Below are 24,321 nucleotides of genomic sequence, written 5' to 3' on the forward strand. Positions count from 1 at the left end.
GCTCTTTCTCTTTATCGAAGATAGGGGAGAGGGCGTTGTTGGCGTGTTCGACGTCGCGGCTCAGGTCAGCGACATTTGCTGTTGTTTATCAGTATCGCGAACCGTGATAGTGCCATCTGAAATAGCCGCATGAGTGGTGGAACTGGCATCACCACTATTGCCTCCCACGATAGGGACGCCCCCGCCCATATTGCTGATAAAGTCCTGTGCGCAAAAACTGGCGGAGCAGGGGTTTGTGACACAGGCGATTGACCTATCCTTCTGGGGGGAAAGTGAAGGCAAGCCGGGTCATTTGATTTCACCGGAAATTTATTCTGACGACTTCAGCGCAGCAGTCGATTACCTCAGTACGCAGCCTTATGTTGATCCTGAGAATATCGGCATGCTGGGAATCTGTGGCAGCGGAAGCTTTGTTATCAGCGCGGCTAAAATTGATCCACGTATGAAGGCGATTGCCACTGTAAGTATGTACGACATGGGAGCTGCATTCCGCCATGGTCTGAATCATTCCCAGACGCCAGATCAGCGTAAGGCCTTGATTCAATCAGCTATCGAACAGCGATTTGCAGAATTTAAAGGCTCAGTGAAAGCGTATATACCGGGTACCGTAAACAAGCTGGATGACTCAATACCTGCTATTCAGCGCGAGTTCTTCGACTTCTACCGTACCGAACGCGGCGGGTATACCCCGCAAGGAGAGAAAGAAGATCTGACCACCAAGCCTCTGTTAAGCAGCATCGGTAAATTTATGAATTTCTATCCGTTCAACGATATTGAAACGATTTCACCGCGCCCTATGTTGTTTATCACTGGCGACTAGGCGCATTCGAAAGAATTTAGCGAAGATGCCTACAAACGCGCGGGTCAATCGAAGGAGTTGTATGTCGTTCCTAGAGCTGGTCATGTCGATCTGTATGACCGCACTGACCTGATTCCTTTTGAGAAGCTGATAGCATTCTTCAAAGCTAATTTGAAGTAATGATAAAAGCCGCATCTTTACAGGTGCGGCAAATTTGCGGGAGAGTTAGATTGAAAAAAAAGTTATTTTTGTCATTGTGCCTGGCTGCAAATTGCATGTTTTCAGTGCATGCTGATGACTCTGCCCAACCAGACCAAGAGAACCTGATGACAATTAAGATAATCATCAATCAGCAGAGTTATGAGGTTGAGCTTGAGGATAATCCGACAACGAAAGCATTTATTAAACAACTTCCGCCGACTCTGACAATGCAGGAGCTTAACGGGAATGAGAAATTCGCTGACTTACCCCATGCTTTACCCACCAATCCGATCAGCCCTGAAACACGGCATAAGGGAGACTTCATGTTATACGGCAGCCAAAACCTTGTACTCTTTCATGACACATTTCGGACAACCTACAGTTATACACCAATAGGCAGGGTAATTACTTCTGATACGCTGCAAGATACCGTTGGGCATAGTAGCATTACCTGATGACGCCTTAATGCGACTGAACCGTTGGGATTTAGTACCGGTCAGCTGGTGAGTGTTAAGACTGAGAATGGGTGTCTGGTTATCAGGGCTGAAATTTAAAAGTAAGATCCCGGCTCGGAAGCCGGGATCTTACAACATTATTCTTTTCTTAAATAGACACAATAACCATTGTTGATTTTGATTGGCTTAGGATAGTCAAGTCGTTCCAGATGAGTGCTAATAATAAAGTCGTCATCAAAATCAGCAATGATTTCCGTCTCAACTTCTGATGCTAATTCTTCATCACAATCAGTAAATTCCCCATCATAATAAAAAGATAGCTGGATATTCTTGGCGTCTAAAATAACAGCTACACATCTAATATTAGGGGTTACATTACCAAGTAACGCCCTTTGTAGGGATAGCTTTAAATAGTTAGATAAATCAGCACCAATCATTAAAAATAGCTCCTTACTTATACTTTTCATGGTCTTGCTGGAACAATATGAACACTATTCTTACCATAGTGAACAATACCTTTGGTTGTCGGCGTAGAGATCCCAGTTTGTGGGTCGATATAATTCCTGATCACTTGACCGTAATTAATTCTCTCTTTTGAACCTGGAATTCTGATGGCAACATTCCCAACCTGTTGACCACTCCCGACTTTCTGTAACAACACTTCCGAAGACGCTGTGATAGTACTTTTATTTAAACCCGCATCAGAAGCTATTTAACGCTCCAGTATCACCAGCTCTGAACAAGTTGATGTTACCGCCGCGCCTGGTATTATTCGGTTGTGGCGGCGGGAAGTTGGGGGATTTAGGGCTTAAAAGCAAAGATCCCGGCCAGTTGGCCGGGATTTTATTACTTTAATTTAAGAGTATCTGTATACGGATTTTTAGTGAGGATATCATCAATTTCATGCTGAGCCTTTAATCTCCACTCATCACTAATCCTCCCCATAAGATCAAGTGCTTTATTAAATGCAATTCGCCGCCCATCTCTGTTCTCAACACGATTTTCCAGTTCATATTGAAAGGCAACTTTATAAATAAAGTCAGACATAATCCAATAAAACAGCTCATCTTTTGAACTCGTTGTTTTTCTAAAAAATTCTACCCCCCTCTCTGCATATATATAATTGTACAACCCACCATCATAGGAAATATGTGGCCTACCATCGCCTGGCGATGATGAGAAAATGTGCAAATCACTCTCAGGAATCCCCACAATTTTCCCTAGATCGTTGACTTTTTTTTGTATCTCAGAAAAAGAGAGCAGCATATTACTTTATCTCCCGTAGATATCCATTTTTCACCAGCCAGTCAACATTCACTCGCTCTTGCATATTAGGTAATATTTGGACACCTCCACCTAGCTGACCAAAAGCAGGAGCAATTTCTCCTCGTATAGCAGGTAAGGGTTTTATTACCTCATACTCATAATATTTTTCAGCTTTAGCGCCCGGCGCAAGGGCACGTTGTTCGTAAGGTGTCCCTTTCGGTGCAAGGAAAGAACCATTAGGCTCCCCATATCTATCCAAACGAGTACCTACTGGGATTGTAGTTTTGACAGGATCACCTTCAAATCCCAAATTCTTAGGCCAATCCCATCCCCCATTAGCATTTTTGAATTGGTCATAGTAAGAATACCCGCCAGCCTCAACATCGGTAACAGCACTTGAACTGTTAGGATTACCAGATGGTGTTTTAAGGTTTGGTGATTCAATTTTGCCAACCACTTTCGCTGCAATTTTCTCTGTGAGTGCTGTACCCACTTTTGCAACCCCAACGCCACCTGCAACAGCACCAATCAGATCAGACACAAGTTTACCGGCTTCAACACCGGCATTGTACGCACCACTTGCGCCAGCTTTCTGATACTCCGACTCCATCAGGTTGATGCGATCAATATAGCTTTGCTTAACCGCATCCGACATCGTGCTAAAAATGTCATCGCTCGCTATCAGTTGCTTGATTGCATCATAAGCCGCAACAGGATCACTGATGGATTTCGATAAACTTTCGACTGAGTCGTAAAGCCCTTGAGGAACACCAACCATCATTCCCGCAGCATAAGCAACATCTTGGCCCATGCTGATAGCATCCCATTTGGCACCCACTTGCAATTGACAGAACTCGCGACCTTTACAGGCATCAAACTCTTTATCTCTATCTGAGCGCTGTTGATTGCTCAGATAGTTATTCTCCAGAGCATTCTTCCCAGCTTGCGCCCCGGCAACTGCGTCAGCGGTGCTGCCGCCGGCTAGACCACCGGCCAACCCTGAGGCTAGTGTACCCAGTGCACTGATGGTTTGTCGCTGCTCTTCGGTTAGGTCTTCACGGTTGATGCCAGGGTACATCTGCTGGGCGATATACTCACCCATCACCGCCCCCGATGCACCCGCCAGTGCACTGTTGCCGTTCACCTGAGCCATCACGGCACCCAGTACTGCATGTGCCATCAGGTTGGCTTCGACGTTGACTTTGCCGTTGGTATCGGTGGTCATATTGTGAATCACTTCCGCCAGATACGGCGCACTGGCACCCGCCAGGGCTTTTGCCATATCGCCACCGGCCAGGCCCTGTATGGCGGCGGTTGCGGCCTGAACGCCTTGTTGCAGGGCGCTGCCGGTGCCGTTTTTCTTCATTTCGTCTTTGTAGACATCCGAGTTGCGCAGTTTTTCCATATACTCGGCACGGTCTTTCTCGGTGGCATTTTCCTTCAATGGGCCGAGTTTTTCTTTTGCTGCCTTCAGGCCGTTGATATCACCCTGTGTGCGAATAACGTCACTAACCTGACTGCCAATCTCGCCAATCAGTTGTGCTTCGCGCAGGCGGTTCTGTTCTTTCTCTTTATCGAAGATAGGGGAGAGGGCGTTGTTGGCGTGTTCGACGTCACGGCTCAGGTCAGCGACATTTTGCTGTTGTTTATCGGTATCGCGAACCGTGATAGTGCCATCCGAGACCGCCGCATGAGTGGTGCTGTCGGCGTGGCCTTCATTGTTGGCTCCAACCAGTAAGCCGTTGGCCATGTTGCCGACAAACTGACCGCCGATATTACCGCCGGTACTGATACCTACACTCTGATGTTCAACTTTGAAATCGGCTTTATTCCCGATGTTACTGAAGCCCAGTGTGCCAGTATCCAGTGTGTTTTTATCGGCTGTTGCGGTAGATGCAATCACCGCCCCATCAAGCTGGGTATGTTCGCCGACGGTGATATCAAAACCACCTTTGCCTGCGAAGATGCCGGTCTGTTCCTGCACCGAGTCAAAGTTGCTGTGCATTTTGTCGCGGCTGGCATTGATGCTGGCACTGCCGGTCATGGAACCGAAATTGAAGCTGCCACCGACACTGGCGTCTTGTTGCTTAGAATCATAACGGTCACTGTCTTGCTGACTTTGCAGCAGCAGGTCACGGCCCACATCGGCCTTGACGGTTTCACCGCTGACCTGTGCACCTTGCAATACCGTATCGCGGCCACTGGTGATGTTGAGTTGGTTACCGGCATTGACCGTCGTTTCAGTATGAGTCAAGCCGTTGCCGCTTTCGCTGCCTTTGCCCTTGTTCAGACTGGCGGATATATTAATGCCCCAGCCGCCCTGACCGGCACCTATTCCTATCCCCAATGAACCGCCACTGCTTTTATTACTGCCATCCAGCGTTTGGGTCTCTTGGGTGGATTGCAAAATCACATCGCGACTGGCGGTCAGGCTGGCGTCTTTACCCGCCTGTAACTGGCTGCCGTGCACCACGATATCGCCATCCGCCCCTTTCACGCCGCTCCCAGTGGCGGTGATATTCAGGTTATTACCGGCGGTCAGTGTGCTGCCCTGATGGGTAGTTTGATTGACGGTTTGTTCTGATTTTGATGACTGGCTGCCATAAGACAGGCTAATGCCAATAGCATTTTGGTCACTGGCATTCAATTCTGCCATCTGCCCACCTTGTACCGCCTGAACACCACTCAATGCCGCTTTGACGCCTTGCAATGCCGCCAGGCGACCGTTGCTTTCCTCACTGGCGGCTTTGGCGGTGGTCACCGCTGTGTTAACGGCACTGCCTACTGTGCCGGACAGTGCCAATGTCAGACCACTCTGTTTTTGTTCGACGATATGGGTCTGGGTACTTTGATTTTCTGCTGCCACAATATTGACGTTCTTACCGGTCAGATTGATGTCTTTACCGGATAACACGTCAGAGCCTTTCACCGTCAGGTCTTCACCGGCGGTCATACTGACATTGCCCAGCACACTGCCCACCGTGCTGCCCACGTTGGAGATGGATTTGCCGGTGTCGGTGGTTTTCTGACTATTACTCCCAATCGTGACACCAATCCCGCCGGTGCTCATCAGGCCCGATTTTTTCTGCTCATACAGGTGAGACTCGCTCTCGCTCTGCTGCGCGGTGCTGACGGTGATATCTTCTTTCGCCCGCAGGTTAACATCGTTATCGGCCACCAGGTTGCTGCCGGTGACGGCGATATTTTTACCGCTGACATCGATGGAACCCGCCGAAAGCATTGAGCCGACCGCTAGTGTCTGGCTCCGGTTATCTTCGGTGTGGGTAGTGGTGGTCGATGCCAGACCTTTTTTCTTACCGGTATGAATGCGCTGCTCATCATGCTGTTCGGTCTGGGTGGTGACGGTGACATCGCCACCCGCCGCTAGCTTCAACGCGCCATCGGTTTGCACCGCGCTGGCACCGAGGGTAATGTCTTTTGCTGCCTGTAAATTGATATCGCTCTTGGCATTCAACTGGCTGCCGAGCAGGGTTTCATCATAGAGATCGACTGAGTCACTATGGCGTTTGGTGGAGGCTTTACCGGTGACCTGTAGGCTGTCGGTCGCTGCACTGAGGTTGATATTTTGCGCCTGCACATCAATGGTGTCGGCATTGATGTTTGCCCCCACGGCGGTCAGATTGTCGACCTTAGCGGTCAACGCACCACCGACATTCACCTCGCTACCCAGATGGCGAATGTGTTCGCTGGTGGCGTGTCCATAACCATAATCCGCACTTATCTGGTCACTACGCTCGACGGTATTGAGGAGCCAGTCGCCGCCGGTATTGACCTGAAGATCTTTACCGACACTCATGCTCGCGCCTTGCAGGATAAAGTCGCGTTCGGTATTAATCACTGCGTTGTTACTGACATTGATACTTGCCAGCGGCCCCAGCAGGGTTTGATTGCGCAGCACTGAGCCATTGCTGCTACTAAGTTGTTCAGTGTCGGTGCGCAGGATTAAATCGCGCCCGCTATCCAGTTGCAGGTTAGTCGTGTTTAGCCGCGCACCGGTCAGGTCGATATCACTGTTCAACGTACTGAGTTGCAGTTTATTGCCCGCCTGAAGCAGGCCGCCATTGCTGGTCAGGGTGATATCTTTTGCCATGCTAATGCGCAGATCATTGGTGGCTTTGATGGCCCCCTGATTACTTAAACCCTGAACATCGGTGAGTTCGATATTATTGGCCGCAATCAACGCACCGTTGGCCTGTAGATCACCCGGCTTCACCCCCGCCAGATAGACCACTGGCACCAATACGGTTTCGCCAGCGATTTCACGGGTTTCCATCAGCACGATATTACTGGTTAATGCCGCCATCTGCTCGGCACTGAGGTGGCTACCAAGAGCAATATTAAATGCCTTACTGTATTCAATTCCGGCGGCAAATAGCTGTTCGAACTGCTCTTGTGCACTACGGTAATCACTGGCAACCGTTTGACCGGTTAATGCCAGCACCTGATCGCGCACCAGACGCTGCTCATAGGCGTTATCCCCCAGACGTTTATGGATGAAAGAAGGATCGTTATTTAACTGCTGGAGATAATAATCCGACCCTTTCCAGTTATTCAGATTGGCAAACGCAGGGTTGGTTTCTATCAGGTAGCCGCCACTTACCGCGCGATCAGGAGCGGTGAGGCCGGTGCGATCCAGGTTGGCGGACGGGTTATTGATACTGCCAAGCGAGAGATCACCTTCCGGGTTTGGCGCGTAGTGACCTTTGTCTGTACTGAGTTGATACAGCCCACCGCTGGGAAGTGTCAGCGAAATACCGTTAAATTCAACAGCAATGTCTTTGCCGATATTGTCACGATTGTTTGGTGGAGAGATTGCACCGGAGTTTGCCCCATTGTTAATCGTCGTCCCACTGCCACTAATGGTTTTCGCGGTAAGACTGGAGGCGTATTGGTTAGTCGTATGTTCTTTGACCTCTGGCCCCCAACCGGTACCCCACAAATTGCCTTTATAGGTGCGGTAGCGCCACTCACCGCTGGAGGTGGTTCTTTCGATTAGCCGCTGTGCATTTCCCCAACCATCTTGGTTCAGCGTAACACCCGAGAGGTTCATCTCACCTTGCGCACTCACTTTACTCCAGAAGTTTTCCAGCGTACTGACATGCGGCATTAAGTTACCACCCGCTAATAACTGAGCTTCAGGGCTTATCTTATCGATGCTGTTTTTGGCGGTAGTCGAGGTATAGTTTGTGCCAATATAATCGCTGTTCATGGAGCCGCCATGAGGTGGCTCAGCATAGCGCCCGCCTGGGATGTCGGGGTTTTCCGCCGTCCAGTAGCCCGTCCCACTCACTGTACCTGCCGCCACGAAATTGCTATTGGCGGTTAAGATATGACGGCTATTAGTCAGCTTGCTGGCGTAAACCAGCAGATCTTTGCCTGATTCAATCAGACCAGAAATATTGAGAATTTGAGCCGCCGTCTGATAATTCCCGCCATTATCTTGCCCACCCGCCAGAATGACCTTGCCCATACCTAAAATGGTGGTGGTCGGGGCGCTGTCTGTGTTGGTGACGGTATCACTGTTCTCAAGCACCGGTGCCAGCAAGGTTAATGTGCCATTTTCATCTGTTGCGCCGATAAGGGCTTTAGGGCCGGAGTTAGTGATGCGATCTCGCGCTTTGAGTGTGGCTTCAGCCCCAATAATGCTGCCACTGTTGAACAAGGTGGTGGAGTCGGTACTGAGTTTTCGGCCTGCCAACAACTGCCCACTATTGGTTAAGGTACCCTGAGTGGTAAAGGTTAAGTCTCGTCCAGCCTGGAGGGTGGAACCTGCCAGATTGTTGAAATCACTCAGTAAACCAATAGTCAGATCCTGACTGGCACTGACTTTACCTGCGCTGCCATCAAACTGACCAAGATTCAACGAGATATTATTCGCCGCCAGTGCGCCGCCTTGGTTATTGAGTTTTTGGGCTGCATTTGCGCCCGCAGTAATTGTCAGCGAGCCAAGAGAGATGATGTTGGCGCGCTGTGTGCTGACATCACCACTGTTGGCAATAATATTCATCTCGCGGGCTTGCGTGTGGCTGTCGGCAAGACTCACCCGACTACCGGTTAACGTCATGGCCCCGACCGCGAGGGTTTGACCTTGTGCGATCAAATCCTGATGAGTGGTTACCGCCAGGTTACCCGCATCAGTCAGGCGGCCATCACTCTGTATCCCAGCCCCCAACAGGCTGGTGCTGTTGCTATCAAGGCGCTGTGCCTGCACCGCCACGTTGCCTTTAGAGAGCAGGGTGCCTGCGCGGTTATCCAGATAACCAGCCAGATTGAGATTGAAATCCGTGATGCCGGTTTGTGCGATGACACCGCCGAAGTTAGAGAGTGATTGCGCGGTGAGAGTTATCTGATCAGCAATCAGGCTGGCTTTATCAGTACGTAGTAGGGTGGTTGTCCCTGCCGACAACTGCGTCGCGGCTTTAACCACGGCTTCAGTTAAGGTGATATCGCCCGATTTGGCCGCGAGAGTGATGGCATTAGCCTGAGTCTGGCTAGCGGTTAAATCAAGTTGGCTACCTGACAGCGCTAATGTACCCGTAGCGATATTCTGCCCTTGAGCAATCAAGGTGTGCTCTGTGGTGATAGTCAAATCACTGTTGTTGGCTCGGCTACCATTTGCTGTCAAACCCGCTGCTATCATGGAGGGATTGCTACTGAGTAAGTCGTTGGCTTTCAGTTGGAGGTTGCCAAGTGCGGCAATGGAACCACTGTTAGCGACACTCCCGTCAGACTGCCACTGTAGTGCGCCTTGGGTATAAACGGAGCCGGAGTTAGCCGCATTGCCATGCACGGTTAACTCGCTGTTCCCCGCGCCATAGAGGCTACCACTGTTATCCAAATTAGCTTTGGTCAATAGGTGCAAATTGCCCCTGGCGGCATACAGGCTGCCCTTATTGGTTAGGTCTCCGCCGGTGGATAGCGCCATTTGGTCACCCGCGCTATACAGGGTGCCGCTATTGTTGAGATAGCCCTCTGTGGATATCTGCATATCCCCGCGGGTTTGTATCACACCGCTGTTAGCCAGATTGCCCGCAGAGGCTAACGTCAATTGTTGTTCGGTGTAGATCTCACCCCGATTTTCGGCGTTTCCGTTAATCGTAAATTGCCCAACACCGGCGGCATACAGAGTCCCGCTGTTAAACAGGCTATTAGTGTTCAATGACAAATCCCGACCGGCCAGTAGGGCGCTGCTGTTATCAGTATTGGTGTTGCTGATACTGAGCGCCGTCAGTTGCATATCTCGTCCGGCTTCCAGTTTGTACTGATTAGTCAGTGCGCCGCTGGTGGTAAAGGCCAGATCACGCCCCGCCGTGAGCCGTGCGCCAGCCTGATGAGTGAAATCACTTTGCAGGCGTATCCACATATCGGTCGCTGCTGCAATTTCCCCTTTGCTGCTATCAAGTTTGGCGAGATTGAGCTGGATATTATCGGCATGCAATTTACCGCCACTGTTATTCAGGGTTTGTTTCGAGTTTGCTGCGGCGGTGATCGCAAGGGTTCCGGGAGTGAGCACTGTCGCGTCTTGCGTAGAAATATCGCCGTCGCGGGCCGTGATAGTGATATTGCCAGCCTGAGTTTGGCTACCGGTGAGGTCAACACGGCTGCCAGATAACGTCATGGCACCCGCAGCCACATTTTGCCCTTGGGCAATCAATGCCTGACGCGTGGCGATATTCAGTTCACCACTCTGAGCCAGCTTGCCATCGCTCTGCACTCCGGCGCCGAGCAAACTGTTGCCATTGCTGTTCAGCGTTTCGGCTTGCAACGAGAGTTTGCCACCAGAGAGGATTTTGCCATCACGGTTATCAATGTTACCCGGCAGATTCAGATTGAAATCTGTGGTTCCCGTTTGAGCTATCACCCCCCCGACATTGGAGAGTGCTTGCGCGTCGAGTGTCACTTGCCCGGCAACCAGATTGGCATTGTCGGTACGTAGTTGTGAGGCGGTTGAGGCAGAAAGATTCTGGCTGGCGGATAATCTGGCTCCGCTGAGATCAATTGGCCCACCTTGTGAGGTCAAAGAGATATCACGGCTCTGTGTTTGACTGCCACTCAGATCGATACTGTGCGCGTTGAGATTCTGCGCCGTACCACTGACATTTTTCCCTTGAGCGATTAGCTGCCCGTTGGCTTCAATGCTAAGAGTGCCGCTGGTAACACTGCTGTTGTCGGATTTGACACCCGCACCTAAGAGAGAATCGCGGTTACTGTTTACCTCAGCCGCGCGCAGAACGGTATCCCCCGCGGCGGCAATGGTGCCACTGTTACTGAGCTTACCCGCCGTAGTGAGTTGGGTATCACCACTGGCGTAGAGCACCCCTGAGTTATCAATATCGGCGGAAGTCTTCACCGCCAGCTGTGTCGCACTATTGATCTGGCCGCTGTTGATCAGCATGCCATCAGCCGTGATAGTAATATCGCCCGCTGAAGCGCCTATCTCGCCCGCGTTACGCACACCGACACCGCTTTCAGTCCCAATCAGGCGAATTTTACCCGCATACATGCCGCCCAAATTGGCAACATCCACCGCCACTGTCGGGTGCGGGCTGCCATCGGCGGCTTTGGCATTTATATTTTGATGTGCGGCATCAATCTGATTGCGCCCGGTGGTGACTTTTAGGTCATTGGCCCAGAGACCAGCATTGACTTTAACGGAACGGGCGATCAGATCAGTATGATCCTGGCGGCTGCTATCCAGGCCTTTACCCTGAATAACAATCTCACCCCGATCCACATCGTAGCCAGTAAGTTGGCCGTTATTGAGCTGCGCCTGACCGGTCGTTAAGGTCGCGCGGTTGGCATTAATAAAACCGCAGCCTTCGCAGGTAATGCCCGACGGGTTGGCGATAACCACCTGCGCTTTGCGCCCGGCCACCTCGATATAACCGTTGAGTCTGCTGGGGTCACGGCTGTTGATTTCATTGAGGATAATACTGGCTTCACCGCGTGCCAGCGACGGGTTACCGCTGATAAAACCGCCGAGTTGCGTCTGATTGACACCCTGTCCGTTATTGAGGATCACGCCACGATTATCGACATCAAATTGGCTGTAAACGTTACGTGAAACGCCACCACTGCTGGGCGCCTGGATATTCACCTGTGGCGTGCCGTTAGCGCTGCTGATAATGGTTGGCTGCTGATTCCCCGGTGCACTGGCATCGGCAACAATATTGGCCTGAGCGGATAATGAGACGCAACTTAAGGCCAGTAACAGGCTAAAACGCAGCGATGATAGCGCACTGATACGGCGGTTTTGCGTATGCCCAATACCTGATGACGGCGATGATGTGGCCCGACCAGAGGCGGCGATATCAGCCACCACCATCAACATGCCACGCGCTTTGTTGAAAACGATACGGTACAGGTTCTTATTCATAACTCATCCCAGAGTAAAGCGTTAATCGGACGCATCAGTATTGCCAGTTCAGGTTAAAGCCCAGAGTCACCGAGTCGGTTTTGAATCCGTCGGGTTTAGAGAGTGGTTTGCCCGCAAACAGGTCGTAGCGGGTATTCAGAATATTGCCGCGCACACCAATGGCACCGCCCGCCAAATGCTGGCCCAGTAGATAAGCGGCGCTGGGTCCCCCGACCTCGCCATAGTCAACACCGACATACAGCTCATGCCCAGGCAGCGGGGTGTACCAGCCGAGATCATTGCGCACTGTCCAGCCCCGGTCAGCATTCAGCGTGCGCTCGCCATCAAAACCACGCACTGACCAGCGGCCACCGATAGAGAACTGATCCTGTGGCGTCAGCGGCGTGTTAGTGCTTTGACGCTGGTATTGCAGGTTGTAGTGAAACTTTTGCGTCAAGACGGCAAAAGGAATATCCAGTTGCGCATTCAAGCGCAGAATTTTACTCAGGGCGGTACCTTCCCCGACATACTCTTCCTGCGCGGGCATCGCACCAAACCAACGGGTGCCGCGCTGATAGCTGATAGCGGCATCCAGTGTGGCTTGCGAAATAAAGTGGCGATGTTCCAGCCCAATACGCCAGGCGGAGGTGCGACGGCGCTGTACTTCCACTTCGGTATCATTGATGTAGTTTTTTGACGAGCGGGTCAGCACATCGTAGGTAAAAGTGGTTTTCTGGTTGGCGTTGCGGTGCAGCAGACGGCTGAGTTGCAGTGTCACATTCTCACTTTCTCCCCGATAGCTGTAGTCGCCATTCAGCCCTGCCACCGTCTGATGATAGTCATAGCTACTGGCGGTAATACCTGCGGTCCAGTAACCGAAAGGCAGCGAGTAATGGCCGGTTAGGTTATTGGTACCTTTATCGCCGCGATTTTTTATTGAACCGCCAGCCGAGACATAAAACAGGTCACTCAGGGATAAAGGGTTATCCAGAAACAGTGTCGCGCCACCTTGATAGCGGCCGGTGCTGCGGGTGCCGGAGTCATCCAATGAGGCTGCCAGCCGCCACATTTTGCTCTGCTGCCAGTTCAGGGCGATGTCGGTCTCACCGGGTGCGGAGCCGGGGATCAATTCCATACTGGCTTGCACGGTGGGGACGCGCTGTAGGTTTTCCAGTCCTTGTTCGATATCACGTAAATCCAACAAGTTACCGGGGCGTGCGGGGAAAGCACTAAATAGTGTGACATGGTGGTCACTGTTTGGAGTCAGCGTCACCTGACGTATCTTGCCGGGTACCACTTGTAGTGCCAGAGTACCGCTGTTCAAATCCTGCTGCGGAGCCAGAACACGGGTAGTGACATAACCATGATCAATTAGCCGATTTTGTAATTGGCTCATCAGCAGGTTAATCCCCTTGGCCCCCAAACACTGGTTTTGCGCTTGATCGGCGAGTCGTTGCAATGGCAACCAGCGGGGCAATGGTTCAGTTCCACTAACCGTGACGCGTTCAATGACAAAACAGGGTTTCTCTGCCGGGAAAGTGATGCGACCAACGGATGCTGACGGCGCAGATAAGCGCACATCTGGTGTGGTTGGTGCCAGACGCTCTTCCAGTGCCCGTTGCCGTTCCTGCTGATGAATACTTTGCTGCGCGGGGGCTAATTCCGCGCTATTACTTGCAAATGGAATAGCTACCGCAGGCAACAATATGCCAGCTATTAATGTTAAATAGTGGGAACGCAGCACAGGGAATATCCTTATTTGCCCTGTTGGGGCAGATAAACGGCTGAATAAAATAATGCAGCGCATTATGCCCGTGAAAAAGTCATTTTCAATGCGTTTTTATAATATAAAAAATACCCAAGAATTAACCTATAAAACCCGTAGGAAATATCGTACAAACTGGAATTGATTATGATTAATATCTCGTTAAATGAGATTCTAATTACGGTTCATCGTTTGTGATGGAGAAGCGGTAGTCTATTTGTTTAATAATAATCCTAATAAAGTGATTTAAATCATGAATTTCTTACATTGCAATGAACCGTATTCTACATTATTCGGTTGGCATTCCCCGGAGTGTCATGCCGCAGTAGGGTTGTCAGTATTATGTTTATCGCCGTAAGAACCGACGTCGAACTGAGTGTGGGAAAGGCAATCGCGTGCTGACTTAGGGAGCGTGCGATAGCTGCATTGAATGAAAGACTAAAACGGTGATAGAGAATGCTACGTTTTATTTATTGTTGTCTTATTATTTTAATGTCAATTAAAACAATAACTTATGTTATATATTCGTTTTACCTAACTTTACATATATGTATATTAATTGACTGTATTTAAATTAATAAATACAAATCATAGCGATAGGTGAAATATATTTGTTATATAACTTTACAGTTACATTTTATTTAAAATAATAGTTAATTGTTAGATTGTTCCTACATTAATGTATGATTTTAAGGATTTTTAAATTTTTTTTATTAAGTCTTTTTATCTGGGATTAACTTGTTAATTGAATTTAAAATCCTGCAATAAATAAATAGTCAGACTAAAATTGTCCGATATCATCACATTCCCAGAGTAAAGTGTGGTATGTTTTTGATTTGTTAGTCCAATCGCCCGCTCACGCTGTATTTACCAGATAAAAAAATCGAGTATAGTCATTTCAATAGTTTTTATGGCTGCATGACTTTTATGACTACATGACATTGCGTTCTTAAGGAGTACGGATAAATATAGTTTTTCTACATCTATACAACCTTAATATTAAAACTATTATTCTTTGCCATCAGTAAGTTGAGTTGGAGCATAACTCATCGTTTATTTTGATTATATTTATATTGATGACTCTTTGAGTAATCAAAGAGCTCAGACGTATTAACTCATAAAATATTATCAAGAAAAGAAGAAGTCCTCATTCATGCATTAACTATGTCTGAGGAATAAGTAAGTGTTGCATGCTGACACATTGGTAATAAGCCAATTTATGGTTTTATTTGCCTATGACTTTTATAACACCTAATTCCGAGTAATCGGATACACCAATTAAATAAGGAAATATCATGCGTAAGAATTTATTAACTCTGGCTCCGGCTGCATTGTTGTTACTGGCTGCTACTGGTGGTGCTCAGGCGGCTTCTAACGCCCAGATGACTATCACTGCCAACGTGGTTGCTGCCACCTGTGACGTCAGCCTGTCTACCAATAATCTGGACCTGGGTAACTACACACGCAGCGAGTTTACTTCTGTCGCCACACCAATTGCCGCCAGCGTTAAGCCTTTCACTGTTGGCCTGAACAACTGTCAGGATCCATTGGTTGCTGGTGATACTGCCGGCCTGGTCGTAACCGGTCAGACACTGGGTGGTAACCCGAACATGTTTAACACCACCGGCACCAACACCGGCATCATGCTGAGCAAGGTCGCTACTCCAACTGCCTTTATCAGCAACAATGACAAACTGATCGTTGCAACCGCTGGTTCTACACCTGCGGCAGGCGATTTCAATACCAAGACTCTGAGCTTACAAGCGGGTCTGGCTTCAACTTCTGCAACAGCAGCAGATATTGGCGCTGTTAGCGCTCCTATCTTGTTCAGCTTCGCCTACAACTGATTTATCTCTGTTCGCAAGCGGGCATTATTGCCCGCTTTTTTTAGCCCACAGGAGCCGTAGAATGCCCCGTTTCTTCCCGCTTTTTTCCTTGATGCTGTCCTTATTTGCCTCGTCTTTCGCGGCACAGGCGGAAGGATTTGGTATCAACGCCACCCGGCTGATTTATCCTCAGGGTGCCCCCAGTATTAGTGTGACGGTTCGTAATACCCTGGCTGCAACACCTTATCTGGTGCAAACCGGCATAAGCCGTATGCAGCATAAATATGAACCGGCACCGTTTTCGGTTACACCACCGCTATTTCGTCTGGAAGCGGGCAGCACTAACCAAATTCGTATCGTGGCTCAAAACGTAAATGCGCCAAATAACCACGAGTCAGTATTCTTTTTTCATGCCAGCGCAATTCCTGCCAGCACCATGCCCGAGTCGGGTAATCAACGTGCAGGCGTCAGTGGAACAGTACAATTTGGCGTCGGCAATATTATCAAGTTGTTTTACCGCCCGTCAGGATTGCCATCGTCATCCGCCGCGGCACAGCGGGATTTGCAATTCTCCCGGGTGAAAGACGGTATTAAAGTGAGCAACAATTCACCGTATTTTGTCAGTTTCGCCAGCCTTAAAATAGGTGATCAGGCCGCCAAACTGGATAGCCCTGCGGCATTGATGATTGCGCCATTTAGTCATCATACCTACCCAAGTTCAGTCACCACCGGCAAGGTTCAGTGGCAGACGATCAATGACGAAGGGGGCATTAATGTCTTCAATCAGACTCTGCCGTAACCTCTCTTTATTGGCCATCGCCCTCGGGCTGCAAGGGCTATTGGCTGCCCCGGCATCGGCGGTGACGCTCAATTTCTCGGCGGTACTGAATCCGGGGACTTGCACCTTGAGCCTGAATAAAAGCGTCCTGTCACTGGGCCCGATTGCTCAAGCTCAACTTACCGCTAATGCGTTGGTGAGAGCCGAGCCTTTCACTCTGAATGTGCAAGCCTGTAGCGGCACTCATCCCAGTTTTACGCCAGCGGTGAATGTCAGTGGTGAAGGGATGGTTCAGAGCGGTAAGTGGCTGTTTCGTAGCAGTGATTCTGTCGCCAGTGGTATGGGCGTGATGTTGGTAAAAACTGAGACAACCCCTAATTACAATCAACTCGAAGTCAAGAATGGTGACGATATCCCACTGGCAGCCACAGGGGTAAATCCAGTTAACCAGAGCATCACGTTTTATGCCGGTGTGACCTGCGGCAACGGTGCAGAGTGCAGCAATTTACAACCTGGTGAATTGAACGCCCGGGTGCTCTTTAATCTTGTTTATCGCTGAGGTCACTATGCTACCGGTTCGCGCCTCCTTGCCAGCCAGAATCAGCGTATTTTTGCTACTGCTGCTGGCAACTGAAAATACCATTGCAGCCAATGTGGGCGGTATCAGCCTGAGCCAGACGCGCATGGTGTTTTTGGCGACGGACAAAGCCCAGACGCTGACCGTCAAAAACAGTGATAACCAAACCTATCTTATTCAGAGTCGGGTGCAACGTAATCTTGATGACACGGCATCCGCTCCTTTTGTTATCACGCCGCCGCTTTTCCCATTGCGCGCTGATAACCGCCAGTTACTGCGTATTTTGCCGCAGGATACCGCGGGCCTGCCCACTGATCGCGAGTCGCTGTTTTACCTCTCGGTAGTGGGTATTCCGGCACAAACAGAACAGAACAGCGCCAGCAACCAGGTCTCTATGGGGCTGCGCTTTATGATTAAGCTGTTTTATCGCCCAACGGGTCTGGCTGTTTCTCAAGATGCCGCCGCTTGTGGCCTGGAGTTCAACGCGACAGCTCAAGGCGTGCGCGTGAACAATCCAACACCTTACTACCAGACGCTGGGGCAACTGGTGCTGAATCACACCACTATTGATTTGGATAACCAACCCTCAATGGTGGCCCCGATGAGCACTGCGACTTATTCAGTCTCCGCGCCCGTGACACAAGCTAAATGGCAAACCATCAATGATTTCGGTGGGCTATCGACTGAGTGTCAGCAGGCGGTGTCGTCAATCAAGGAAACATCATGAGTTTTGTCTTTCCCAAACACCTCATTGCTTTTGGGCTGTGTTTATTCACTCTTTTTTCTGGCTTTGCGGCAGCCCAGACGGCCCCCAATAAGCCGGGGATTTCGTTTTACGTGTTGCGGGTTATCTATCCTGAGACCGAGAAAAAAGGCGTCAGCCTGACGGCCTATAACAAAAGTGCCGCGCCGTACTTAATGCAGTCCTGGATACAACCCGTCGATCCGGTTACCGGTGATGTGAATATGACGAATACAGATCAGGGGGCGATGCCCTTTATCGTCACACCACCACTGGCACGGCTGGAAGCGAACAGTGAGCTGACATTGCGTATCCGGCGTAACGGTGAGCCGCTACCGACCGATCGCGAATCAGTATTTTTTATCTCGATGAAAGCCATCCCTGCACAGCAAGAGACTAACAAAGATGCGCAAGCCGGGCAGATGGCACTCACCGTGGTGAGCAATATGAAAGTCTTCTATCGGCCTGAAGGGCTGGCTAAACGCGCGGTGGCCGATGTGGCGTCACAACTGAGTTTTCGCCGCGAAGGCAATGTGCTGATTGCAGAAAATCCGACACCTTACTGGCTGACTTTTTCCCGGCTTCACGTCGGGGCGAGCGAAATGGATAAAGCCCAGCTTCGCTTGATGGTTCCGCCTAAAGGGCAGCGCCAGTACCGCTTGCCAGAAGGCGCTACCGGCAAGGTGAGCTGGCAGTTAATTGATGAAGATGGTTGGGATACGCCTTTCAAGCATCAAAATTTGTAGTCCTTTGATATGACCTCTGACTTTCGTAATGGCCTGACTTTGTAATGGATAGAAGAAAAATGAAAATCCGCCACGCTGAATTAACAATACTGCCCTCGTTGGTCGGCGTTGCTTTCCTGACAGCAACGACGCCTGCGAGCGCGCGGGATTACTTTGACCCTGGTTTGCTGGCGCTGACCGGCGGGCAATCTGCCACCACGGACTTGAGTGCTTTTGAGACCGCAGGCCAGATCCCTGCGGGCAGTTACCTGGTGACATTGTTTGTTAATCAGGTGGATTTAGGCCAGCACCAGTTGATGTTTAAAGCCGATAAACAAGGGAAAGTGGCGCCGGAGTTAACCCCCGCATTTCTACATGAGATGGGGGTAAATACTCAGGCGTTGCCCGCTTTTGTTGGGTTGCCGCCGGATGTTGCCATCGACAATATCAATGAGCTGATCCCCGAGGCACGCGTCCGGTTTGATTTTCCACAACAACGGCTGGAGCTCAGCTTTCCACAGATAGCGATGCAGGCTAATAGCCAAGGTGCAGTTGATCCCGCCTTATGGGATCAGGGCGTTCCGGCCCTGTTGTTTAATTACAGCGCCAATGGCGGGCGCAACTGGCAGGATGGCCAATACGACGGCGGGAATACAGTTCAAACCAACCTGTTTGCCAGCGTGCGCGGTGGGTTGAACTGGCAGGCGTGGCGACTGCGCAGTGATATGACTTACACCTACAACGAGAGTCGTGGTGGCAATATTGACAGCCAGAGCAACCAGCAGACCCAGTTTTCCAACACTTATCTGCAACGGGATATCGCCGCTCTGCGTTCAGAAATATTGGTGGGGGAAAGCAATACTGAAAATGATGTTTTTGACAGTATTCCGTTCCGTGGCGTCAAGCTGAATTCCAGTGACGATATGCTGCCGATTAGCCTGCGCGGCTTTGCGCCGGTCATCTCCGGAATTGCGCAAAGTAACGCCCGGGTGACTGTCAGCCAGAACGGTAATGTGGTGTATCAGACCTTTGTGGCACCGGGACCTTTTCGTATCAATGACCTGTTCCAAACTGGGCAGGGCGGTGACCTGACGGTAACCATCACCGAAACTGATGGCACCGTTCGTACCCAAACAGTGGCGCTGTCCTCTCTGCCAGTGATGCGCCGCCCCGGTAGCCTCAAATATGAGCTCACTACCGGGCGCTACAACGGCGGGATCACCACCAGTTCGAAAGAATCCGACTTTGTGCTCGGCACCTTAATCTATGGCCTGCCTTACGACGTCACCTTATATGGCGGCGGGTTGGTAGCACAGGACTATGCCTCTATGGTCGCCGGTAGCGGTGTGTCACTGGGGAGTTTCGGTGCGCTGTCGGCGGATATCACCACTTCAAGCACCACGTTGGCTGGTCAAGATGGCCGCCAACAAGGTAGCTCTTACCGGATTCGTTATGCCAAGAGTTTGCTGGAAACTGGCACCTCGATAGATCTGGCGGCTTATCGCTATTCCACCCGCCATTATTACAGTTTTTCCGATTTTAACAGTCAGGGCTATCAGCTCAGTGAAGGGCAGGTGCCGTGGGCGCTGGAGCGACAGCGCTCTAATTTCCAGGTGCAGCTTAATCAGCAACTGGGGTCATGGGGTTCAACCTATTTGTCATTACAACGCAATGACTTTTGGGGTAATGACAAGGTAATGAATACGGTATCGGCGGGCTATAACGGCAGCTACCGTGGCGTGAGTTATGGGATGGCTTACAGCATTAATCGGGTCAAAGGCGAGGGCAACTGGCCGGAAGATCGCCAATTGGCACTGAATATGCAAGTTCCGTTGAACCTGTTTAGCCAGGCTCAGTCGGCCAGCCGCAGTTATGCCCGTTACCAGATGACCCACAATAATCAGGGACAGGTACAGCAGCAGGCCGGTATTAGCGGCAGCGCGTTGGATGATCGTCTCTCTTATAGCGCGATGCAAGGCTGGTCCAATGGCAATGCTCCGAGCAGCAGTACATTGAATGCCGGTTATCAGGGCAGCAAAGGCATGGCCAATATGGGTTACAGCTATGGCAGCCAATCGCGCTCATTAAACATGGGCGGCAATGGTGCGGTAGTAGTCCATCCGGGCGGCGTGACACTCAGCCAGATGTTGGGCAATTCGGCAGCGATTGTGAGTGCGCCGGGTGCGGGTGGCGTGAGTGTGATGAACGGCAATGTGCGTACTGATAGCCGCGGCTATGCGGTGGTGCCTTACTTGTCGAATTACCAAAATAACAGCATTAGTTTGAACCCGACCACCTTGCCGGACGATGTCGATATCACGCACTCCAGTTTGAATGTCTATCCGACCAAAGGGGCGGTGGTGATGGCGAACTTTGCCACCCGCGTCGGTTATCAGGCGCTGGTCACCTTGCAGCAAGGCCATCAACCACTGCCTTTCGGGGCGTTGGTGACAGTTGATAACGCCAGCGATGGCGAAACCAACACCGGTATTGTCGGCGATAACGGGCAAGTGTATCTGAGCGGATTACCGGAGAAAGGCCAGCTTAAAGTGAAGTGGGGCAGCAGTGCCGAACAACAGTGCCGGGCGGTATTTAATCTAAATAAAGTTGAAGCGCCATCAGCCAATAACCCAATACGCACAGTGACCGCTCGCTGTGAGGGAGCATAAATATGCGCCTGACATCATCAGTCACTGAAAACAGCACGGAATATGATCAAATGAATACAGTAATAATAAACGCCCAAAAACCAAAGATTGGCGACTTATATCAAAAAGGGTATTTATACCTGCTAACGCTATTGCTCGTTTTAATAGCCATAGTTCAGTCGGTCAGGGCCGAGACCATAACTATTGGTAAGGGCAGCGGTATTATTTGGGAAGGGCTGCCTTTCAATGAAACATTATCTGGGCCACTGAATAACCCGACATTGGTGCCAGCTTACGGTTTGTTAAGCATAAGCAATGTATTTGGGGGCTGTGCGAGGAGTGCCGCCATGATTACCAATATTGGTGGTTATAAGGCATTACAGATAGCGCTGGGCGTGGGATTAGTTCCTCGGGCGAGTGGGACCGTGAGTTTTGTACTATACGATGGAACGCCTGATAGTATCACCGGGACCATTGGTTTACCCGAGACTAAGGGTAAGGTAGCCAGCGGTATGACGGTGTACAGTCCGAGTGGATTAGAGTGGTGCTTACCGCCATCATTTTTCGGGAGCCATACCTTTTATAAGCCTGATGGTGAGCGAATCGCCCAACTTGCAGGGTCATGGGTATTAGTCGCAGACGGGACCCAAGTAAGCAGTGAGGCCATTATACCGGCAATGTATTTTGGTAGTTTTTCTAATGTTTCTTCTGGAGATAAGGGCGTCACTATTTTACCGCCAAGTATCACATTACGTATCTCTACATTGGAATGTACCGTCTCAACACCCACCATGATTAATTTTGGTAGCGTTGAGCGTTTGACGCAGGCGGGGGCCGAGTTAGCGACTTATTCTTCTGCCATAACCACGGCTTGTTCGCAAGCATCTGACCGAATCAATGCCAATATTAATCTGCAATTCAGAGCATTAACCGGTTTATACGAAAATCAACCGACCCGTTTGGCGCTGGCGCAAGGTGGCGGCTATATCACCGGTGAAATCAATAATGGCGTGACGGGTAGTGGCGTATGTACTGGCACCAGCGGGCTGCCTTTTGATAATTCAGTGGTCAAAATAGGCAATATTCTGGCGACTGAAGCGACCAAAGTTATCAATAATCAGGTGACCTGGCGTTTGTGTTCTGGTGGCACCAGTTTACCCATTGGCAATGTAACCGCATCGGCGGAAATGCTGGTGACATTTAATTAACTGCCCGCAACCCGCTTATTGCTGTAGATAATGTTTAGCAACAGCTCAAATGGATATAAAACCCGCATTTGAGCTGTTCAACAGAGCCACTATTTTTTGCCATCAACACCACTCTTTGAGCTGTAATAATACATTGCTCGGTGTATTGCCATATTTAAAATTCAACAATTGAGCTAATGCATGTCTAATATAATAATATTCAGCAAATATGATCTAATTAGATATTTTTTTAATGAAATAATAACTGAGATTTTTAACAATCAAAGTAACAAGTCTGATGTTTCAATTACCATCTGTTATTCATTGTCAGATTTTTATGAATCAATCTCGCAAGTAGATAATGCGCGAATAATTCTTGATGCTGACAACCTCAATAAATTAGATTTGCTTTATATTTTTAGTCTGATTAGTAACAAAGCTAAAAAATCTAATGTATTCTTATTTATCAAAGAACAGAATGCCTTAAATTCTCTCGGCGAAATGCGAAAGATACCCACAGTTTTTTTATACAAAAATGCCCCATTAGAACTATTGAAACGCATGCTGGAAGATTTTGTATTGGATCGCCGGGTAAAGAAGCGTGACTTAAAAATCAGTAGTCAATTAAAAGGTGACTGTCCGTTAACACCAAGGGAAAAGGAAGTTATGCATCTTATTTTAACCGGGATATCTAATGCTGATATCGCGGATTTATTGAATATTAGTCATAAAACAGCCAGTGCCCACCGAATGAAAATTTACAGGAAATATAATGTAAATAACTTAATGGGGCTTTATATTCAATTTAAGCACGACGGCGTAAGATAAAAATAACTATCATTCAGTTACTCCCTAATTTGCTATTTTTTGTGAGTTTTTTACCTGTTCAGAACAGTGTGTGCCGGTAGAGCCATGTAAACACCCGATAAAATCGGGTGTTCGAGAGCTGCATTGATTATAGTTCGCGCTGGTTCATCATTAATGCCAGATCGACAAGGCGATTTGAGAATCCCCATTCGTTATCATACCAAGCGAGGATTTTGACCATATTTCCGCCGATAACCAGTGTCGATAATCCATCAATAATAGATGAACGCGGATCGCCCTGATAATCGCTCGAAACCAAGGGTTCGTCGCTATAACCCAGAATACCCTGCAACGGCCCGGAAGCTGCCGCCTGGCGGAATGCATCGTTGACTTGCTGCACAGTGACATCACGCTCAAGCGTTACCGTGAGATCGACAATCGACACCACCGGAACGGGTACCCGCAGCGAGTAGCCTGTCAGCCGGCCATCAAGTTCGGGGATCACTTTGCCTAACGCTTTGGCGGCACCACTGGAGTAAGGCACAATCGAAAGCGCTGCCGCTCGTGCACCGCGTAAGTCTTGTTCGGGCTGGTCGTGCAATACCTGACTGTTAGTATATGCGTGCGTGGTATTCATAAGACCGTGCTTGATACCAAAATGTTGGTGCAGCACTTGTGCGGCAGGAGCCAGACCGTTGGTCGTGCAGCTACCATTACTGACCACAAAGTGTTTTTGCGGGTTGTACAGCTGATGGTTTACGCCCATCACTACGGTTAAATCGTCATTTTTGCCCGGTGCCGAGATGATGACGCGTTTTGCACCGCCACTGTGAATATGCACCGCTGCTTTTTCGCGTTCGGTGAAGAAACCCGTCGCCTCAATAACGATATCCACGTCCACATCCCGCCAAGGGATACGGGCCGGATCGCGTTCACTGAATACCACGATGGGTCGACCATCGACATTCAGTTGCCCATCGGCTGCATCTACTGAACATGCCAGCGTACCCAGTAGAGAGTCGTATTTCAGCAAATGAGCCAGCGTTTTGCTGTCTGTCAGATCGTTGATTGCCACAATCTGAATATCCGGATTGCCCAGTGCTGCGCGTAATACGTTGCGCCCGATTCTCCCGAAACCATTAATACCGACCTTGACCATGATGAACTCC

The 24,321-nt window shown here is 49.7% G+C and carries 15 protein-coding genes and 1 pseudogene; 10 read left to right on the plus strand and 6 right to left on the minus strand.

The annotated features are described in order from the left end of the window. Window positions 1–208: 208 nt before the first annotated feature. A pseudogene (locus tag QSV56_RS00005) lies at window positions 209–979 on the plus strand (alpha/beta hydrolase); the annotation flags it as partial. 50 nt (window positions 980–1,029) lie between these two features. After that, the gene (locus tag QSV56_RS00010; protein ID WP_227747464.1) at window positions 1,030–1,455 is read left to right on the plus strand and encodes a cyclophilin-like fold protein; all 426 of its coding nucleotides are present in this window, start codon (window positions 1,030–1,032) and stop codon (window positions 1,453–1,455) included. A gap of 137 nt (window positions 1,456–1,592) precedes the next feature. Here the strand turns inward: QSV56_RS00010 and QSV56_RS00015 are convergent, their stop codons facing one another. The 5 genes from QSV56_RS00015 to QSV56_RS00030 all read right to left on the minus strand — a co-directional run bounded on the left by QSV56_RS00015 (window position 1,593) and on the right by QSV56_RS00030 (window position 13,841). Continuing rightward, window positions 1,593–1,892: a hypothetical protein gene (locus QSV56_RS00015; protein ID WP_042568629.1), complete on the minus strand. Its 300-nt coding sequence runs from the start codon at window positions 1,890–1,892 to the stop codon at window positions 1,593–1,595. Between the two features lie 26 nt (window positions 1,893–1,918). Continuing rightward, window positions 1,919–2,167: a polymorphic toxin type 50 domain-containing protein gene (locus QSV56_RS21905; RefSeq protein ID WP_080356647.1), complete on the minus strand. Its 249-nt coding sequence runs from the start codon at window positions 2,165–2,167 to the stop codon at window positions 1,919–1,921. A 134-nt stretch (window positions 2,168–2,301) separates the two neighbouring features. Further along, window positions 2,302–2,721 (minus strand): Imm63 family immunity protein, encoded by a 420-nt coding sequence (locus tag QSV56_RS00020; protein WP_050123202.1) that lies wholly within the window; start codon window positions 2,719–2,721, stop codon window positions 2,302–2,304. A 1-nt stretch (window position 2,722) separates the two neighbouring features. Then, entirely contained in the window at window positions 2,723–12,118 is a 9,396-nt protein-coding gene (locus QSV56_RS00025; protein ID WP_301210028.1) for a hemagglutinin repeat-containing protein, read from the minus strand. A gap of 34 nt (window positions 12,119–12,152) precedes the next feature. Then, window positions 12,153–13,841, minus strand: a complete 1,689-nt coding sequence (locus QSV56_RS00030) for a ShlB/FhaC/HecB family hemolysin secretion/activation protein (protein WP_050298373.1) — start codon at window positions 13,839–13,841, stop codon at window positions 12,153–12,155. Window positions 13,842–15,157: 1,316 nt separating this feature from the next. Here QSV56_RS00030 and QSV56_RS00035 point away from each other — a divergent pair. From QSV56_RS00035 to QSV56_RS00070, 8 genes are all read left to right on the plus strand, one after another. Beyond that, complete coding sequence (locus QSV56_RS00035; protein ID WP_046050536.1) at window positions 15,158–15,709, plus strand: fimbrial protein; 552 nt, start codon at window positions 15,158–15,160, stop codon at window positions 15,707–15,709. Between the two features lie 61 nt (window positions 15,710–15,770). Next, window positions 15,771–16,487, plus strand: a complete 717-nt coding sequence (locus QSV56_RS00040; RefSeq protein WP_019083599.1) for a molecular chaperone — start codon at window positions 15,771–15,773, stop codon at window positions 16,485–16,487. Then, complete coding sequence (locus tag QSV56_RS00045; protein ID WP_046050537.1) at window positions 16,462–17,025, plus strand: fimbrial protein; 564 nt, start codon at window positions 16,462–16,464, stop codon at window positions 17,023–17,025. Before QSV56_RS00040 ends, QSV56_RS00045 begins: the two co-directional genes overlap by 26 nt. A gap of 7 nt (window positions 17,026–17,032) precedes the next feature. Next, window positions 17,033–17,770, plus strand: a complete 738-nt coding sequence (locus tag QSV56_RS00050) for a molecular chaperone (protein ID WP_046050538.1) — start codon at window positions 17,033–17,035, stop codon at window positions 17,768–17,770. Further along, window positions 17,767–18,531 carry a molecular chaperone gene (locus tag QSV56_RS00055; protein ID WP_046050539.1) on the plus strand — a complete coding sequence of 255 codons (765 nt, stop codon included), beginning with the start codon at window positions 17,767–17,769 and terminating at the stop codon, window positions 18,529–18,531. Before QSV56_RS00050 ends, QSV56_RS00055 begins: the two co-directional genes overlap by 4 nt. Before the next feature lie 59 nt (window positions 18,532–18,590). After that, a complete protein-coding gene (locus QSV56_RS00060) occupies window positions 18,591–21,179 on the plus strand; it encodes a fimbria/pilus outer membrane usher protein (protein ID WP_050335518.1) in 2,589 nt (862 codons plus the stop codon). A gap of 326 nt (window positions 21,180–21,505) precedes the next feature. Then, window positions 21,506–22,366 carry a hypothetical protein gene (locus tag QSV56_RS00065; RefSeq protein WP_301210040.1) on the plus strand — a complete coding sequence of 287 codons (861 nt, stop codon included), beginning with the start codon at window positions 21,506–21,508 and terminating at the stop codon, window positions 22,364–22,366. 180 nt (window positions 22,367–22,546) lie between these two features. Then, window positions 22,547–23,173 carry a response regulator transcription factor gene (locus QSV56_RS00070; RefSeq protein ID WP_046050542.1) on the plus strand — a complete coding sequence of 209 codons (627 nt, stop codon included), beginning with the start codon at window positions 22,547–22,549 and terminating at the stop codon, window positions 23,171–23,173. Between the two features lie 127 nt (window positions 23,174–23,300). Here QSV56_RS00070 and gap read toward each other — a convergent pair whose 3' ends face one another. Beyond that, window positions 23,301–24,311 carry a type I glyceraldehyde-3-phosphate dehydrogenase gene (gene gap, locus QSV56_RS00075; protein WP_046050543.1) on the minus strand — a complete coding sequence of 337 codons (1,011 nt, stop codon included), beginning with the start codon at window positions 24,309–24,311 and terminating at the stop codon, window positions 23,301–23,303. Between the last annotated feature and the right edge of the window lie 10 nt (window positions 24,312–24,321).

Origin of the sequence: Yersinia sp. 22-579 (genome assembly GCF_030433455.1) — a bacterium.
In the GTDB taxonomy this organism is placed as follows: Bacteria; Pseudomonadota; Gammaproteobacteria; order Enterobacterales; family Enterobacteriaceae; genus Yersinia; species Yersinia enterocolitica.

What these genes read in the sequence shown, in the direction of transcription:
- QSV56_RS00025 (WP_301210028.1), bottom strand. Translation starts at nt 12,118, where the DNA reads ATGAATAAGAACCTGTACCGTATCGTTTTCAACAAAGCGCGTGGCATG.
- QSV56_RS00050 (WP_046050538.1), top strand. Translation starts at nt 17,033, where the DNA reads ATGCTACCGGTTCGCGCCTCCTTGCCAGCCAGAATCAGCGTATTTTTG.
- QSV56_RS00065 (WP_301210040.1), top strand. Translation starts at nt 21,506, where the DNA reads ATGATTACCAATATTGGTGGTTATAAGGCATTACAGATAGCGCTGGGC.
- QSV56_RS00015 (WP_042568629.1), bottom strand. Translation starts at nt 1,892, where the DNA reads ATGATTGGTGCTGATTTATCTAACTATTTAAAGCTATCCCTACAAAGG.
- QSV56_RS00060 (WP_050335518.1), top strand. Translation starts at nt 18,591, where the DNA reads ATGAAAATCCGCCACGCTGAATTAACAATACTGCCCTCGTTGGTCGGC.
- QSV56_RS00070 (WP_046050542.1), top strand. Translation starts at nt 22,547, where the DNA reads ATGTCTAATATAATAATATTCAGCAAATATGATCTAATTAGATATTTT.
- QSV56_RS00020 (WP_050123202.1), bottom strand. Translation starts at nt 2,721, where the DNA reads ATGCTGCTCTCTTTTTCTGAGATACAAAAAAAAGTCAACGATCTAGGG.
- gap (WP_046050543.1), bottom strand. Translation starts at nt 24,311, where the DNA reads ATGGTCAAGGTCGGTATTAATGGTTTCGGGAGAATCGGGCGCAACGTA.
- QSV56_RS00035 (WP_046050536.1), top strand. Translation starts at nt 15,158, where the DNA reads ATGCGTAAGAATTTATTAACTCTGGCTCCGGCTGCATTGTTGTTACTG.
- QSV56_RS00040 (WP_019083599.1), top strand. Translation starts at nt 15,771, where the DNA reads ATGCCCCGTTTCTTCCCGCTTTTTTCCTTGATGCTGTCCTTATTTGCC.
- QSV56_RS00045 (WP_046050537.1), top strand. Translation starts at nt 16,462, where the DNA reads ATGTCTTCAATCAGACTCTGCCGTAACCTCTCTTTATTGGCCATCGCC.
- QSV56_RS00055 (WP_046050539.1), top strand. Translation starts at nt 17,767, where the DNA reads ATGAGTTTTGTCTTTCCCAAACACCTCATTGCTTTTGGGCTGTGTTTA.